The sequence below is a fragment of the Streptomyces sp. NPDC016459 genome (assembly GCF_040632845.1).
Classification (GTDB): Bacteria; Actinomycetota; Actinomycetes; order Streptomycetales; family Streptomycetaceae; genus Streptomyces.
The window spans coordinates 293,004-308,194 of sequence record NZ_JBEYCR010000006.1; the positions used below are offsets into that span (position 1 = coordinate 293,004).

At 72.5% G+C, this 15,191-nt stretch carries 12 protein-coding genes; 9 read left to right on the plus strand and 3 right to left on the minus strand.

Features of this window, described 5'->3' with window-relative positions; translation table 11 throughout:
- Positions 1 to 34: 34 nt before the first annotated feature.
- Positions 35 to 4,162 carry a bifunctional nitrate reductase/sulfite reductase flavoprotein subunit alpha gene (locus tag ABZ567_RS17985; RefSeq protein ID WP_360790547.1) on the minus strand — a complete coding sequence of 1,376 codons (4,128 nt, stop codon included), beginning with the start codon at positions 4,160 to 4,162 and terminating at the stop codon, positions 35 to 37.
- A gap of 286 nt (positions 4,163 to 4,448) precedes the next feature.
- Between ABZ567_RS17985 and ABZ567_RS17990 the strand changes: the two genes are divergently transcribed.
- The 8 genes from ABZ567_RS17990 to ABZ567_RS18025 all read left to right on the plus strand — a co-directional run bounded on the left by ABZ567_RS17990 (position 4,449) and on the right by ABZ567_RS18025 (position 13,040).
- On the plus strand, positions 4,449 to 4,937 hold the full coding sequence (locus tag ABZ567_RS17990) for a DUF1269 domain-containing protein (protein WP_360790550.1): 489 nt from the start codon (positions 4,449 to 4,451) through the stop codon (positions 4,935 to 4,937).
- A 194-nt stretch (positions 4,938 to 5,131) separates the two neighbouring features.
- The gene (locus ABZ567_RS17995) at positions 5,132 to 6,226 is read left to right on the plus strand and encodes a chemotaxis protein (protein ID WP_360790552.1); all 1,095 of its coding nucleotides are present in this window, start codon (positions 5,132 to 5,134) and stop codon (positions 6,224 to 6,226) included.
- A gap of 76 nt (positions 6,227 to 6,302) precedes the next feature.
- Complete coding sequence (locus tag ABZ567_RS18000; RefSeq protein ID WP_360790555.1) at positions 6,303 to 6,944, plus strand: hypothetical protein; 642 nt, start codon at positions 6,303 to 6,305, stop codon at positions 6,942 to 6,944.
- Between the two features lie 32 nt (positions 6,945 to 6,976).
- The gene (locus tag ABZ567_RS18005; protein ID WP_360790558.1) at positions 6,977 to 7,483 is read left to right on the plus strand and encodes a DUF1269 domain-containing protein; all 507 of its coding nucleotides are present in this window, start codon (positions 6,977 to 6,979) and stop codon (positions 7,481 to 7,483) included.
- A gap of 388 nt (positions 7,484 to 7,871) precedes the next feature.
- Positions 7,872 to 9,284 (plus strand): family 2B encapsulin nanocompartment shell protein, encoded by a 1,413-nt coding sequence (locus ABZ567_RS18010; protein ID WP_360790561.1) that lies wholly within the window; start codon positions 7,872 to 7,874, stop codon positions 9,282 to 9,284.
- Positions 9,285 to 9,386: 102 nt separating this feature from the next.
- Positions 9,387 to 10,592 (plus strand): family 2 encapsulin nanocompartment cargo protein terpene cyclase, encoded by a 1,206-nt coding sequence (locus tag ABZ567_RS18015; protein WP_360790564.1) that lies wholly within the window; start codon positions 9,387 to 9,389, stop codon positions 10,590 to 10,592.
- Between the two features lie 15 nt (positions 10,593 to 10,607).
- Positions 10,608 to 11,492 carry a geranyl diphosphate 2-C-methyltransferase gene (locus ABZ567_RS18020; RefSeq protein ID WP_360790567.1) on the plus strand — a complete coding sequence of 295 codons (885 nt, stop codon included), beginning with the start codon at positions 10,608 to 10,610 and terminating at the stop codon, positions 11,490 to 11,492.
- Positions 11,493 to 11,897: 405 nt separating this feature from the next.
- Entirely contained in the window at positions 11,898 to 13,040 is a 1,143-nt protein-coding gene (locus ABZ567_RS18025; RefSeq protein WP_360790570.1) for a S1 family peptidase, read from the plus strand.
- A gap of 88 nt (positions 13,041 to 13,128) precedes the next feature.
- Here ABZ567_RS18025 and ABZ567_RS18030 read toward each other — a convergent pair whose 3' ends face one another.
- Positions 13,129 to 13,617 (minus strand): hypothetical protein, encoded by a 489-nt coding sequence (locus ABZ567_RS18030; RefSeq protein ID WP_360790572.1) that lies wholly within the window; start codon positions 13,615 to 13,617, stop codon positions 13,129 to 13,131.
- Between the two features lie 49 nt (positions 13,618 to 13,666).
- Positions 13,667 to 14,371, minus strand: a complete 705-nt coding sequence (locus tag ABZ567_RS18035; protein WP_360790575.1) for a nucleotidyltransferase family protein — start codon at positions 14,369 to 14,371, stop codon at positions 13,667 to 13,669.
- A gap of 441 nt (positions 14,372 to 14,812) precedes the next feature.
- Between ABZ567_RS18035 and ABZ567_RS18040 the strand changes: the two genes are divergently transcribed.
- On the plus strand, positions 14,813 to 15,148 hold the full coding sequence (locus tag ABZ567_RS18040) for a DUF3040 domain-containing protein (RefSeq protein WP_360790578.1): 336 nt from the start codon (positions 14,813 to 14,815) through the stop codon (positions 15,146 to 15,148).
- The last annotated feature ends 43 nt before the right edge of the window (positions 15,149 to 15,191 follow it).

Consider the following 15,191-nt stretch of genomic DNA (forward strand, 5'->3'; position numbering starts at 1 on the left):
CGTGCGGGCGCCCGGGGCGCCCGGGGCGCCCGAGTCAGTACACGTCCCGGACGTACCGCTTGTCGGCGGCCAGCTGCTTGACGTACACGCCCGCCGACTCCTCGTCGAGACCGCCATGAGTGACGGCGATGTCACGAAGGGCGCGGTCGACGTCCTTCGCCATCCGGGCGGCGTCACCGCACACGTAGAAGTGCGCGCCGGACTGGAGCCAGGACCACAGCTGCGGTCCGTGCTCCCGCATCCGGTCCTGCACGTAGACCTTGGCGCGCTGGTCGCGGGAGAAGGCGGTGTCGAGCCGGTCCAGGGTGCCGTCGGCGAGGAGGGCCGTGAGTTCCTCCTCGTAGTAGAAGTCGGTGGCGCGGTGCTGCTCGCCGAAGAAGAGCCAGTTCGGAGCCCCGTGGCCGAGCGCCCGGCGCTCGTCGAGGAAGCCGAGGAAGGGCGCCACGCCTGTACCGGGACCCACCATCACCATCGGGGTCGCGGGGTCGGCCGGGGGCCGGAAACGCGGAGTGCGCTGGACGAAGACCGGGACCTCCGCGCCGGGTTCGGCGTCGGCGAGGAACGGCGAGCAGACACCCTTGCGGGGACGGCCGTGACGGCTCTCGTAACGGACGACGGAGACGGTCAGCGACACCCGGTGGGGGTCGGTGAGCGGACTGGAGGAGATCGAGTACAGCCGGGGCCTGAGGCGGCCGAGGACGTCGGCCCACTCCTGCGCGGTGGCGCGGACCGCGTGCTCGGCCAGGACGTCCACGGCCTGCCGGCCCCAGGTCCACTGGGCCAGCCCGTCCTTGTTGTCGGGCCGCAGCAGCCTCTTCAGGTCCCGGTCGCCGGTCCGTTCGGTGACGAAGCCGAGGAGGTCGGGGGAGACGCCGGTGATGTCGAGATGGCGGTGCAGTGCCTCGCCGAAGGCCACGCGGCCCGCGCCGGGAAGCTCCACGGGGACGTCGGCGTCGAGACCGGTGGCGGCGAGCCATTCGGCCACGAGGGCCGGGCAGTTCACGGGCTGCACGCCGAGGGCGTCGCCGCTCTCGTAGCCGAGCGGCGTTCCGGCCTCGCTCGTGTCGAAGGTGAACCTGCGGACCTCCTTGCCGGCCCCCGGCAGGCTGAGCAGCCGGTTCCCGACGAGCCGGGCGTTCGTGGTCGCCGGCCCGGACCGACGTGCCGGGGCGGGAGCGGGGGCGGCCGCCACGGCCTGAGGATCCGGCGTCGCCTCGGACAGTCCCGCGAGGACCTGGTCGAGCCACGCGAGGGCGGACGGCTCGTAGTCGGGTTCGCAGTCGGTACGGGGCGCGAGGCGTACGCCCCCGAGCTCGTCGAGCCGCCGGTCGAGGCGCCGCCCGTGCCCGCAGAAGTCGCCGTACGAGGAGTCCCCGAACGCGAGCACGGCATAGCGGCGCCCGTCCAGGCGCGGGGTGTCGGGCGCCGCGAGCGCGTCCCAGAATCCGGCGCCGTTGTCCGGAGCGTCCCCGTCCCCGAACGTGCTGGTGATCAGGAGGAGATCGGCGGTCGGCGGCAGGGCGCCGAGGTCGGTCTCGTCCATGCCCGCGAGCGCCGCCCGATGGCCCGCCGACACCAGCCGCTCGGTGGTGGCGGCGGCGAAGCCCTCGGCGTTCCCGGTCTGGGAGGCCCACAGCACGACCACCTCACGGCCCGCCGTGTCCTCACCGCCTGCGGCCGGTGCCTGCGGAGTACGGGAGTAGAGCCCCGCCAGGACCCCGTTCACCCAGCGGGCGTGATCCTCACGGAAGGGAGCACCGGCCGGCAGCACGGGCACCCCGGGCGCGCCCGTCTCCAGCCCGGCCAGGAAGCCGACGAGGTACTGCCGCTCCTCTGCGGTCAGGGCGGGCGGCGGGCTCGGCTCGAGGCCGAAGGCGCCCGCCGGCCCGGCCGGCAGGCCACCGCTCGGGATCAGGGTCTGCCCGGCCCCGACCGGGACCCCGACCGGAGCCGACACCGCGGGGTCCGAAGCGACCGCCGGGACCAGGGCCGCCGGAGCCGCCGCCTTCGTCAGCGACACCGCGCACACCTTCAGCTCGGGCTGGAAGGAGAGGGGGTCGACGGCGTCCTGGGTGACGGCGTTGACGCACAGGTCCTCGCCGAAGAGGTCGTTCCAGTGGAAGGGGGCGAAGCAGGTGCCCGGACCGACCCGGTCGGTGACCGCCGCCGGGAGTACGGCCCTGCCGCGCCGCGAGGCGATCTCCACGGGGTCGCCCTCCGCGATGCCGAGCCGCAGGGCGTCCTCGGGATGCAGCTCGACGAACGGCGCCGGGTTGAGCCGGTTGAGCCTGGCGACCTTCCCGGTCTTGGTGAGGGTGTGCCACTGGTGCTGGAGACGGCCGGTGTTCAGGACGAACGGATACGCGTCGTCGGGCATCTCGGCCGGGTCGATGTGCGGCCGGGCGTGGAAGACAGCCCGGCCGCTCGGCGTCGGGAAGACCGGTCCTGCGCCGTCCCCGGTCACGTAACGGATCGGGTTCCGCGCGGGCCCCCCGGGTGCGGCCGGCCACTGGACGGGGGTGGCGCGCAGCCGCTCGTACGAGACCCCGCTCAGGTCGTACCCGGTCTTCGGGTTCCCGGCCCGTCCGATCTCCTCGAAGATCTCCTCGGCGCTGTCGTACGAGAACGCCTTCTCGTACCCCATCTCGCAGGCGACGCGGGCGATGATCCGCCAGTCGGCGAGGGCCTCGCCCGGCGGGTCGACGGCCGGCCGGGTGAGGGTGAGACCGCGCTCGCTGTTGATGAGGACGCCCTCGGTCTCGGTCCAGAGGGCGGCGGGCAGGACGACGTCCGCGTACGCGTTGGTCTCGGTCTCCGCGAACGCGTCCTGGGTGATGACCAGCTCGGCCGTCCGCAGGCCTTCGACGACGGTGGTGCGGTTGCCGACGGAGGCGACCGGGTTGGTGCAGATGATCCAGCACGCCTTGATCTCCCCGTCGGCCATGCGCCGGAAGAGGTCGACGGTGCCCCGCCCCGAGCCGTCCGCACGGATCGTGTCGGGCGGCAGGTCCCAGAGTTCTTCGGTGAACGCCCGGTCCTCGTCGACCAGGACCGAGCGCTGTCCCGGCAGGCCGGGGCCCATGTAGCCCATCTCGCGCCCGCCCATGGCGTTGGGCTGGCCGGTCAGGGAGAAGGGACCCGACCCGGGGCGGCAGATCGCGCCGGTCGCCAGGTGCAGGTTGACCAGGGCGTTGGTGTTCCAGGTGCCGTGGGTGGACTGGTTGAGGCCCATGGTCCAGCAGCTGGTCCATTCGCCCGCCGTGCCGATCCACTCGGCGGCGGTACGGATGTCGTCCTCGGGTATGCCGGTGATACGGGCGACCACGGCCGGCGGGTAGTCGGCGAGGAACGCCGGCATCGCCTCCCAGCCCTCGGTGTGCGCGGCGACGAACGCGGGGTCGGTGTGCCCGTTCTCGTGCAGCAGGTGGAGCAGGCCGTTGAGGAGCGCGAGGTCCGTGCCCGGCCTGATCCGCAGGAAGAGGTCGGCCTTGTCGGCGGTGGCGGTGCGCCGGGGATCGACGACGATCAGCTTCGCCCCCGCCTTGACCCGCTCCATCATGCGGAGGAACAGGATGGGGTGGCAGTCGGCCATGTTGGAGCCGATGACGAGGAAGACATCGGCCTTGTCGAGGTCGTCGTAGGAACCGGGCGGGCCGTCGGCGCCGAGGGACAGCTTGTAGCCGGTACCGGCGCTCGCCATGCAGAGCCGTGAGTTGGACTCGATCTGGTTGGTGCCGATGAAGCCCTTGGCCAGCTTGTTGGCGAGGTACTGGGCCTCCAGGCTCATCTGACCCGAGACGTAGAGCGCGACCGCGTCGGGACCGTGCTCGTCGACGATCGCGCGCAGCCGGCGTGCCGTCTCGATCACGGTGCGGTCGGTGTCCGCGGGCACGGGGGCGGCGCCCCGCTCCTCGCGTACGAGCGCGGTGGTCAGACGGCCCGGGGCGGCCAGCAGGTCGGCGGTGGTGGCGCCCTTGGTGCAGAGCCGCCCCCGGTTGGCCGGGTGGTCCTTGTCGCCCGTCGCCCTGAGGACGGTACGGCGCCCGTCGGGACCCCGGCCGATGTCGAGGAGCAGGCCGCACCCGACACCGCAGTACGAGCAGACGGTCCGCACCTGTTCGGCCGTACCGCCCCGGGGGTCCGCCGAGTCCTGTGGGGTCACCGGGGCGCCTCTCTCTGGAACCGTTCGAGCCCCGACCGTACGCAATGCCCGTTACACCCGTGTCAACCGGGTCGATCATGGTCCGTAACACCGGTCACACAGTGCGCCGGGGCGCCGTGTGAGCCCCGGAAGCGCGGGTGTCACCCACCCCGGTGGGACACGAGTCGCGATGTGGTACATGTCGGGACAAAATGACGTCTTGTGGCCCCTGGAGAGGTCGCTCCGGCCTCTCCACAGCAGGGCGACGCGGACGTCCGGCGCACTGGCGCCGCGACAGGAGGCGGGAATGTCCGAGCTCATCGTCATCGGATACGACGACCCGGAGGTGGCCGAGCGGGCGTTCGCCACGGTGCAGGAACTGCAACGGGACTACGTGGTCCACCTGAACGGTCTCGCGGTGGTCTCCGTGGACGCCGACGGCAGGACCCACGTCGACACCACCAGCCGACTCGTCGGGGTCTCCGCCGCGTCCGGTGCCCTGTGGGGAGCGATCTTCGGCATTCTCTTCCTGCTGCCCGGGGTCGGACTCCTCACCGGAGCGGCCCTCGGCGGCCTCGTCGGAAAGCTCAGCAAGTCCGGAGTCGACGACCGGTTCCGCCGGCAGGTCGGGGACCTCCTCACACCCGGTGCGGCCGCCCTCGTGATCATGGCGTCGAAGGTCACCGACGACAAGTTCACGGTGGCCATGCAGCCGCACGGCGGCACCGTCCTCAAGACCTCGCTCAGCGACCAGGACGAGAAGGAACTGACCGACCAGCTCGCCGGCCCGCAGTAGCCGCCCCCGCCCGCACGCTCCGTCCGGAGGGCCCGCGCCTCACCCGCACGCCCCGTCCGGAGAGCCCGCGCCTCACCCCCGCGCCCCGTACAGAACTCACGCCCTCACCCCCGCGCCCCCATGACCGCATCCGCCCCGCCGTATCCGCCCGGCCGGCCCCGCAGAACCGCCGGATTCGCCAGGAAGGCTTCCCCATGGACCCCGCGCTCAGCAGCGACCTGCTCGCGAAGCTGCGACAGCCCCGCCCGTACCCCGCCGTGTCCCTCGCGATGCCGACCCACCGCCGCGAACCGGAGAACGCCCAGGACCCCGTGCGCCTCCGCAACCTCGTGGCCGCGGCGGAGAAGGCCATCCACGACGATCCGGCGGTGACCCGGGAGCGGCGTGCCGACGTCCTGGACCAGCTGCGGCGGGCGGTGGCCGAGATCGACCTCGCGCACGCCGAGGACGGACTGGTGATCTTCGTCGCGCCGGGGGAGCACCATGTGTGGACGGTGGCCCGGACGGTCCCGGAGCGCGTCGTCCTCGCCGACACCTTCCTCACCCGGAACCTCGTCGCGGCCCGGGCCGCCGAACAGCCCTCCTGGACGGTCGCGGTGGCGGCCGACCGGGTCTCGCTGTGGAGCGGCGACCCCGCGCGGGTCACCCAGCACACCGGAGACGGCTTCCCGTTCTCCCGCGATCTCGACGTCCAGGACGTGGAACGTGAGCAGCGGGTCGGTGACGTGCCCAGCACCTTCCGCGACGAGGCCACCCGGCAGTTCCTCCGCGAGGCGCACCAGGCGTTGCGCGCGGTCCTCGCCTCCCGCCCGCGCCCGCTGTACGTGCTCGGTGACCCCGCCGCCCTCGCGCTCTTCGAGGAGACCGGGCCGCTCCAGCCGGGCACCGCGCCCGTCCAGCACGGCGGTCTGGCGCGGGGGCCCGCGACGGCGGTGCGGGAGGCCGTCGAGCCCGCCCGCGCGGCCCGCGAGGCCGCCGCGTCGGCCACGGTCGTCGCCGAACTCGACGCCGCCCGGGGACGGCGGGAGTTCGCCGGCGGGATCGACGAGGTGTGGCAGGCCGTGAAGGAGGGCCGGGTCCGGCTGCTCGCCGTCGAGGACCATTACCGGACCGTCGTACGGGACGACGGCGGCCATCTGGAGCCCGCCGAGCCCTCCGAGGCGGGGGCCCGGGACGACATGGTCGACGAGATCGTCGAGCGGGCCCTCGACACCGGGGCCGAGGTCCAGTTCGTCCGCGACGACACCCTGCTCGACATGGACCGCATCGCCGGCGTCCTCCGCTACTGACCACCGGCACGACCGCGACCCGCGACCCCCGACCCACGACCAGACCACGATCACACCAGAGAAGAGGACGCATCCTGTGAACCCCTCAACGGCGCGGGCGGACCGGTCGGTGCGCGCCCGCGCGGCGAGCGCGGCCGTCGCCGTCGTCGTCGCCGGCCTCGGCGCGACCGGCCTGGTCGCCTGCGACACCGGGAACGACGACACCGGCAGTCCCACGTTCAGCGAACGCCCCTCGGCCCCCGACACGGCCGGGTTCTCGGGCGAGGCGCCGTCCGCCGGAGCCTCCGAGGCGGCGGAGGCGGTCGAGTCGGCGCGCGCGTCCGCCTCCTCCGCGGCGGCCTCGGCGTCCGAGCGTGAGGCGTCGCGCAAGGCGTCCATCGGGACCGAGATCGAGCGTTCGCGCCAGGAGGCCCAGGACGCCCTGGAAGACGTGCAGGGCCGGGGCAACGCCCTGGGCGACGTCGGCATGACGGGCAAGCCGCGGTCCGAGACCGGTGGTCGTCTCGCCGTCGTCCTGAACATCACCAACAAGACGGACGCGGAAGCCTCCTACGCAGTCCAGGTCGACTTCCTCGACCCCTCGGGCAAGGTCGTCGAGACGCAGTTCGTCGGCGTCGAGGACCTCGAACCCGGCGGTCGCGAGCAGCCGGTGGTCATCAGTCGGCAGCCCGCCGAGCCGGTCCTGACCCCGAAGCTCGTCAAGGCACAGCGGTACTGACAGAAGCGGTACCGACACAGGAGGAGAGCCCCATGTCCGAACTGATCGTCCTCGGTTACGACGATCGCGCCGTCGCGAACCGGGCCTTCGCAGCGGTCCAGGAGCTCGAGGACAGCGATGTCGTCGAGCTGAAGGGCCTCGCGGTCGTCTCCGTGGACGCGGACGGCGAGACCCATGTGGACACCCCGGCCAGGAGAGAGGGCAGGACAGCCCTCTCGGCCACCGCCGGCGCCCTGTGGGGCATGGTCCTCGGCATGCTGATCCTCACCCCGGGGATCGGCGTCGTGGGCGCCGCCGTCGGAGGGATCATCGGCAAGCTGAACCAGATGGGCGTCGACAACGCGTTCCGCGAGAAGGTCCGGTCGCTGCTCGAACCGGGCTCGGCCGCCGTCGTGATCATGGCGTCGAGGATCACCGAGGACGCCTTCGCAGCCGCCATGGAGGAGTTCGGCGGAACCGTCCTCAAGACCTCGCTGCCGGAGCAGAGCGAACGGGAACTCGCCGCACAGCTCGGCGGACCGGACGCGAGCGACGACTGACCCGGCCCACCGGCGGAGCAGACACGGAGGACCGGCCACCCCAGGGGGCGGCCGGTCCTCCGTGTCGTCGCACGGGACGGCGTCGTCAGAACGTGACCGCGTCGCGGACGTTCGACGCTTCCGCCGCGCACACCACGGGCTCTCGGCCGACCCGTCCGAAAACGGTCGTTCGCCCGGTTAAACCTCGCGCGGAGCAAGATCGCCGTTTCGAGGTAATGCCCTCCGGCCGACCGGGCGTGCCGGGATCACCGGCCGTTACTGTTCCCCCGGATCTGGACGGGTTCCCGGAGGCTCACCCCCGCCCTTCCTCTTCCTCCCCCTTCTCCTCTTCCCGGTCGACGTGCGCCTGCGCTGGCCGTCGCCCCCCTCCGAAGGAGAGCCCGCCCCCATGACCGTCGACATCAGCCCGGACGCACAGCGCGACCCGTCCCAGCGGTCCAGCCTCAGCACCGCAGCCGCCCGGAACCTCGCCACCACGACCAAGTCCGCCCCGCAGATGCAGGAGATCAGCTCCCGTTGGCTGCTGCGGATGCTCCCCTGGGTGGAGACCAAGGGCGGCGCCTACCGGGTCAACCGTCGGCTGAGCTACACGGTCGGCGACGGTCGCATCGAGTTCGTCCAGGACGGTGCCCACGTCCGGGTGATCCCCCGCGAACTCGGCGAACTCGCCCTGCTGCGCGGCTTCGAGGACGAGGAGGTGCTGAGCGTGCTCGCCCGCCGGTGCGAGCAGCGCGACTTCGACGCCGGCGAGGTACTGGTCGTGCGCGGCGCCCCCGCCGAGCGGATCCACCTGATCGCCCACGGCCGGATCAACCAGACCTCCGTCGGCAGGTACGGTGACGAGGTGGCCGTGGCCGTCCTCGCCGACGGCGACCACTTCGGTGAGAACGCCCTGCTGGACGCCGACGCCCGCTGGGACTGCACCGCCACCGCCGAGACCTCCGGCACGCTCCTCACCCTCTCCCGCGCCGAGTTCGCCTCCGTCCTGTCCTCCGCACCGGCCCTCCGGGCCCACATCGCGGAGTTCAGCTCGCTGCCCCTCCAGCGGCAGAACCGTCACGGCGAGGCCGAGATCGCCATGTCGGCCGGTCACACCGGCGAGGTCGAACTGCCGGGCGCCTTCGTCGACTACGAGCTCAACCCGCGCGAGTACGAACTCTCCGTCGCGCAGACCGTGCTGCGGGTCCACACGAGGGTCGCCGACCTCTACAACGGGCCGATGAACCAGACCGAGGAACAGCTCAGGCTCACCATCGAGGCGCTGCGCGAGCGCCAGGAGCACGAGCTGATCAACAACCGGGAGTTCGGCCTGCTCCACAACGCCGACTTCAAGCAGCGGATCCAGACCCACTCCGGCCCGCCCACCCCGGACGACCTCGACGAGCTCCTCTGCCGCCGTCGCGGCACCAGGCTCTTCCTCGCCCATCCGAGGACCATCGCCGCGATCGGCCGCGAGTGGAACGCCCAGGGGCTCTACCCGGACACCGTCGAACTCGACGGGCACCGGGTCCTGGGCTGGCGCGGGGTCCCCATCCTGCCCTGCGACAAGATCCCCATCAGCAAGGAGAACACCAGCTCGATCCTCGCCATGCGGCTCGGCGAGGACAACCAGGGTGTCGTCGGCCTGCGTCAGACCGGACTGCCGGAGGAGTACGAGCCGGGCCTCTCGGTGCGCTTCATGGGCATCAGCGAGCAGGCGATCATGTCGTACCTCGTCACCACGTACTACTCCGCCGCCATCCTCGTGCCCAACGCGCTCGGCGTCCTGGAGAACGTCCAGATCGCCCGGAGGCGCGACTAGGACGCGCTCACCCCACCCACGCTTCGCCACGGCCCGGCCCCCCGGCCGCGGCGGACCGTGCCCGGGGACCGGACAGTTCACCCCCTCACCAAGGAGTCGCGGATGCCCGAACCCGGGTCTTCCCCTCTGCAGTCGAGCCTGCCCACCGCCGCCGCCCACTTCGGGGCGCACGTCCTCGGCCGGGCGGCCGCGCCCACCGGGACCGCCGCCCCGCCCAGGCCCGGCCCGGCATGGATCCCGCACGGCCCCACCGGGCTCGGCACGACGGGTCTGTCGCTCGCCCCGCGCGCGGCGGCGCCGGAGCCCGCGGCCCCCGCGGCACCGGCGGAGGGCCGTCCCCTCCCGGGCCTCTACTTCCACCCCGTAGCGGAACCGGACCCGGTGCGCGTGGACGAGGTCAGCCGGCGGATCAAGGCCTGGGCCCAGGACGAGGTCCAGCTCTTCCCCGAGGACTGGGAGGGCGAGTTCGACGGGTTCTCCGTCGGGCGCTACATGGTCGCCTGCCACCCGGACGCCCCGACCGTCGAGCACCTGATGCTCGCCACCCGCCTCATGGTCGCCGAGAACGCCCTCGACGACTGCTACTGCGAGGACCACGGCGGCTCACCCGTCGGCCTCGGCGGTCGCCTCCTCCTCGCCCACACCGCCCTCGACCCGCTGCACACGACGACGGAGTACCGACAGGGGTGGGCGGACTCGCTCCACGCGGACGCCCCGCGGCGCGCCTACCGCTCCGCCATGGAGTACTTCGTCGGCCAGGCCACCGCCTCCCAGGCCGACCGGTTCCGGCACGACATGGCCCGGCTCCACCTGGGGTACCTCGCGGAGGCGGCCTGGGCGGAGACGGACCACGTGCCGGAGGTGTGGGAGTACCTGGCGATGCGCCAGTTCAACAACTTCCGCCCCTGCCCCACCATCACGGACACCGTCGGCGGCTACGAACTGCCCGCGGACCTGCACGCCCAGCCCGCCATGCAGCGCGTCCTGGCGCTCGCCGGGAACGCCACCACCATCGTGAACGACCTGTACTCGTACACGAAGGAGCTCGCCAGTCCCGGCAGACACCTGAACCTGCCCGTGGTGATCGCCGAACGGGAGGGCCTCTCCGACAAGGAGGGGTATCTGAAGGCCGTCGAGGTCCACAACGACCTCATGCGCGGCTTCGAAGCCGCGGCCGCCGATCTCGCCGCCGCCTGCCCCGTCCCGAGCGTGCTGCGCTTCCTTCGCGGAGTGGCCGTATGGGTCGACGGCAACCACTACTGGCACCAGACGAACACCTATCGCTACAGCCTGCCCGATTTCTGGTAAGGAAGGGATTTCTCCATGACCAGCACCGAGTGCACCACCGTCAGCGGCACCTCCGCGTTCGTCCCCTCGCCGGCGACGCCGTACCAGGGTGACATCGCCCGCTACTGGAACGCCGAGGCCAGGCCCGTGAACCTGCGCCTGGGTGATGTCGACGGCCTCTACCACCACCACTACGGCATCGGCGACGTCGACCACGCGGCCCTCGGGGACGTCGAGGACAGTGAGTACGAGAAGAAGCTGATCGCCGAGCTGCACCGGCTCGAGTCCGCGCAGGCGGAGGTGCTCCTCGACCACCTCGGCTCCATCGGGCGTGACGACACGCTCGTGGACGCCGGCTGCGGCCGCGGCGGTTCGATGGTCATGGCCCACCAGCGCTTCGGCTGCAAGGTCGAGGGCGTCACCCTCTCCGCCAAGCAGGCCGACTTCGGCAACCGGCGCGCCAAGGAACTCGGCATCGCGGACCACGTGCGCGCCCGGGTCTGCAACATGCTCGACATGCCCCTCGGGACGGGGCAGGCCGCCGGCTCGTGGAACAACGAGTCGAGCATGTACGTCGACCTGCACGACCTCTTCGCCGAGCACTCCCGCGTCCTCGCGGTCGGCGGCCGTTACGTGACCATCACCGGCTGCTGGAACCCGCGGTACGGCCAGCCCTCGAAGTGGGTCTCCCAGATCAACGCGCACTTCGAGTGCAACATCCACTCCCGCCGCGAGTACCTGCGCGCGATGGCCGACAACCGTCTCGTACCGCAGGCCGTCATCGACCTGACGCCCGACACCCTGCCGTACTGGGAGCTGCGGGCCACCTCGTCCCTCGTCACCGGCATCGAGGAGGCGTTCATCAACTCCTACAAGGACGGCTCCTTCCAGTACGTCCTGATCGCGGCCGACCGCGTCTGACCGCGTCTGACCGCGTCACGGGCCGGGTCCGTCAGTCGACGGACCCGGCCCTCGCGATTGCCCCGGCACCGCCCGTCACCGGACGATCCGTCAGCTCGACGACCTGACTGAGGAGTTCGGCGCGGTCGATGGTGGCGGTGGCAGACGATGTCCGCGCCGTAGGCGCAGGGCTCGTGACGGGGGGTTCTCGGCGTCCCGGTCGTGCAGGTCCGTGGAGACGTCAGGCCCGCGTCGCCCGCGGTGGAAGGCGCGGACGAGGTCGCCCGCCGCGTCGGTGCCGATAGGGGATCGCCCGTCCCGGGATCTGTCCATGGTATGGACCTGACAAGTGTGGGCCGCTAACGTACTCGCCGTACCCGCCTGAGAGCGCTCTCAACGTCCTCTTTCCCCCACCAGGAGGCTCCTGTGAGACGTACATCCACCCTGCGCGCCACCGTCGCCGCCCTCATGCTCGCCGTCGGACTCGGCGCCGCCCACACCGTCCCCGCGAGCGCGGAATCCCCCGGCGCCACGCCCACCGCCTCGGCCGGTCTCCTCGACGCGATGCGCCGGGACCTCGGGCTCACGGACCACCAGGCCGCCGAACGGCTGCAGGCCGAACGGGACGCCGCGCGCGTGGAGGCCGAAGCGCGACGGGCGGCGGGTGAATCGTTCGGCGGCGCCTGGTTCGACGTACGCAGCGGACGGCTCGTCGTCGGCCTCACCGACCGTGGCGAGGAGGCGGAGGTCCGGGCGCTCGGCGCCGACACCCGGCTCGTCCGGCACAGCGCCGGCGCACTCGACCGCGTCAAAGCCCGGCTCGACACCCGCGCCGCCCCGGCCGGGGTCGCCGGCTGGCACGTCGACCCGCGGTCCAACAGCGTCGTCGTCACCGTCGTCCGCGCCGACCGGGACCTGCCCGCCGTGCGCGCCTTCGTCGAGGGGGCCCGCGCCACCGGCCCCGTCACCGTCGCCGAGACGGCGGCCGCACCCCGTACGTACGCCGCCGGAACCGTCGGCGGCGACCCCTACTACACCGGCAACGTCCGCTGCTCCATCGGGTTCTCCGTGCACGGCGGCTTCGTCACCGCCGGGCACTGCGGCCGGGCCGGGGCCGCGGTCCGCGGCTGGGACGGCTCCGCGATGGGTACGTTCCAGGGCTCCTCGTTCCCCGGCGACGACTACGCGTACGTGAGCATCCACAGCGGCTGGTGGACGGTCCCGGTGGTGCTCGGCTGGGGGACGGTCCCGGACCGGCTCGTCCGCGGCTCGGCCGAGGCGCCCGTGGGGGCGTCCGTGTGCCGTTCCGGCTCCACGACCCGCTGGCACTGCGGCACCGTCCTGGCCAAGAACCAGACGGTCAACTACAGCCAGGGGGCGGTGCACCAGATGACGAAGACCAGCGTGTGCGCCGAGGGCGGTGACTCCGGCGGTGCGTTCATCAGCGGGGACCAGGCCCAGGGCGTCACCTCCGGAGGCTGGGGCAACTGCTCCACCGGCGGCGAGACCTGGTTCCAGCCCGTCAACGAGATCCTCGGCCGCTACGGCCTGACGCTCCACACGGCCTGACCCTCACGCGGTACCCCCGCTTGCCCCGGTCGGTGGTCGAGAACCTGCGACCGCCGGCCGGGGCGCGGGCCCGAGGGCCGCGTGGACGTCACCGAGGCCCCTCGTCCTCCTTGCCGGTCATCCGCTCCCACAGCCCCGGACGGGTGCCATGGGCCTGGGTCGACGGCTCCCCGCGGTCCTCGCGCGGCGGTGCCTCCGTCCTGCGGTAGTCGGTGTCGGGGTCATACGTACCACGGTCGTCGCGCGGCGACGCATCCGACCGGCGGTAGTCCGTGTCCTGGTCGTCCGCACCCCGGTCCTCGCGCGGCGGCGCCTCCGACCGGCGGTACTCCGCACGCGACTCGCGGGCGCGCGCACGCCGGCGCCGCGCCATGCCGGCGAAGATCATGGCCAGGGCGAGGCAGAAGACGAGGGTGACACCGATGCCGGCGAGGAAGGCGCCCAGGGTGTCGACCGTACCGACGGTCCGGTCGAGGACCGTGGCCTCGTACTCCGGACCCCCGGAGGTGTAGTCCGCGATGAGCAGCCCGGTGAAGACGCCGGCGGCGACGAGCAGCAGAAGGCCGATGAGAAGCATGACGGCTCCTCCTTTCCACGCGGTGGGCGACTGCCCGCAGACCGCGGGCTCACTCGCCCGGCCCGCTCCCCTCTGCGGCGTCGCTCGGCCGGATCACGTCGAGGAGCTCAAGGAGGTACAGGAAGGCGGCCGCCATCGGCCTGTCCCCGGTCTCCTCGCGTACGCGGTCCCAGTCGACCCGCTCGCGCACGCCCCGCGCGACCGGTAGGAGCTTGCCGTAGTCGCAGTGGTGCTCGGACAGGGCGGCCAGCCGCCCCACCATGAGGTCGGTCGGGTCGATGACCGGCATGTGCACCGAGTCCACGGGAAGCGTCCACGCCCGTTCGAGCAGCTCGGTCGTCACGGGGCGGCCCGCGAGGGAGAAGATCAGGTCGATGTGCTCGCCGCCCCTGCGGGCCTTGACCAGCCAGTCCTCCGGCGGGTCGACGATCTCGATGCCGTGCTCGCGCAGCAGGCCCGTGACGGTGTCGGCGTCCTCGCGCCGCACGGCGAAGTCCGTGTCGTGCTGCAACCGCACCGGGATCCCGTAGGCGTAGGCCGCGACGCTCCCGACCAGGGCGAACGGGCAGTCCGACGCCTTGAGGACGCCGGCGATCTCCTTGGTGACCTCAAGGATGGCCTGCGTGTGGTCCAGCGGAAGGTCCTGTTCCGGCGGCGCGCCCGTGGCGCGTGCCGCGACGCCCGCGATCCGCGCGGGAATCGGATCACCCGGGGACACGCGGGAGTCCGCGGTGCGGCCTTCGGCAAGGTTCATGGAGCTTCCTCCTCACAGGTGCCGCCGCTGCTCGTCGCGGGGCCAGAACATGCGGCTACCCCGAACGCCGGGGAGAACGCGTCCGGGCACGGTCCTGCTCCTCCGGGAGGTCGAGCGCAGCCCGCTCGACGGCGCCCCGCGTCGCCGGATGGCCGAACACTCCTCGCTCACCCGGACGTTCGAGCACGGTGGCGACCGTGACCCCTCGGCGAACCGCTCTCACGCGCGCCCCTCCCCACCCATGCGCGAAGAGCCCCGGGGCGTCGCCTCGCGGTGGCCGTCCGGAACAGCGGCGACCTGAACCGGGTCTCCCAGCCTGCCGCGCGGCCCCGGCAGGCGGAGACGGACGTGCTGCGGCGGATCCCAGGACACGCGATTGAGCCGCGCCCGTCTGGGCAGCGGCAGATCAGGACGCCGGTCGTACGGCGGGAGGTGCCCGTGATGGACGAGGCCCGGCTCTCTGAACGGGAGCGACGCATCTTTGCGGAGATCGAGCAGCAACTGGAACAGGACCGGCCGCTCGCCCGCAGACTGCACACCAAGCGCCGCGGGCCCCCGCAAGCGGCCGGCACCGAGCGCGGACGACCGACGGTCCTCGCCCTGGGGGCCCTCGGCGCCCTGCCGCTGACCCTGCTGGTCCTGGCCGTCGCCACCGAGGCCCCCCTCCTGATCTGGGCCTTCGCCGCCGCCTGGGTCCTGACCCTCGTCACCCTGATGCGTCTGGTGGTCCGTTGGTCCAAGCGGAGGACGTCGACCCCCCGAGCACCGGAGAGGTGAGGCGTACTCCGCTTCGGTGAGTACGAGGCACCCGGACCGGGTA

What these genes read in the sequence shown, in the direction of transcription:
- ABZ567_RS17990 (WP_360790550.1), top strand. Translation starts at nt 4,449, where the DNA reads ATGTCCGAGCTCATCGTCATCGGATACGACGACCCGGAGGTGGCCGAG.
- ABZ567_RS17995 (WP_360790552.1), top strand. Translation starts at nt 5,132, where the DNA reads ATGGACCCCGCGCTCAGCAGCGACCTGCTCGCGAAGCTGCGACAGCCC.
- ABZ567_RS18005 (WP_360790558.1), top strand. Translation starts at nt 6,977, where the DNA reads ATGTCCGAACTGATCGTCCTCGGTTACGACGATCGCGCCGTCGCGAAC.
- ABZ567_RS18010 (WP_360790561.1), top strand. Translation starts at nt 7,872, where the DNA reads ATGACCGTCGACATCAGCCCGGACGCACAGCGCGACCCGTCCCAGCGG.
- ABZ567_RS18015 (WP_360790564.1), top strand. Translation starts at nt 9,387, where the DNA reads ATGCCCGAACCCGGGTCTTCCCCTCTGCAGTCGAGCCTGCCCACCGCC.
- ABZ567_RS18020 (WP_360790567.1), top strand. Translation starts at nt 10,608, where the DNA reads ATGACCAGCACCGAGTGCACCACCGTCAGCGGCACCTCCGCGTTCGTC.
- ABZ567_RS18030 (WP_360790572.1), bottom strand. Translation starts at nt 13,617, where the DNA reads ATGCTTCTCATCGGCCTTCTGCTGCTCGTCGCCGCCGGCGTCTTCACC.
- ABZ567_RS18035 (WP_360790575.1), bottom strand. Translation starts at nt 14,371, where the DNA reads ATGAACCTTGCCGAAGGCCGCACCGCGGACTCCCGCGTGTCCCCGGGT.
- ABZ567_RS18040 (WP_360790578.1), top strand. Translation starts at nt 14,813, where the DNA reads ATGGACGAGGCCCGGCTCTCTGAACGGGAGCGACGCATCTTTGCGGAG.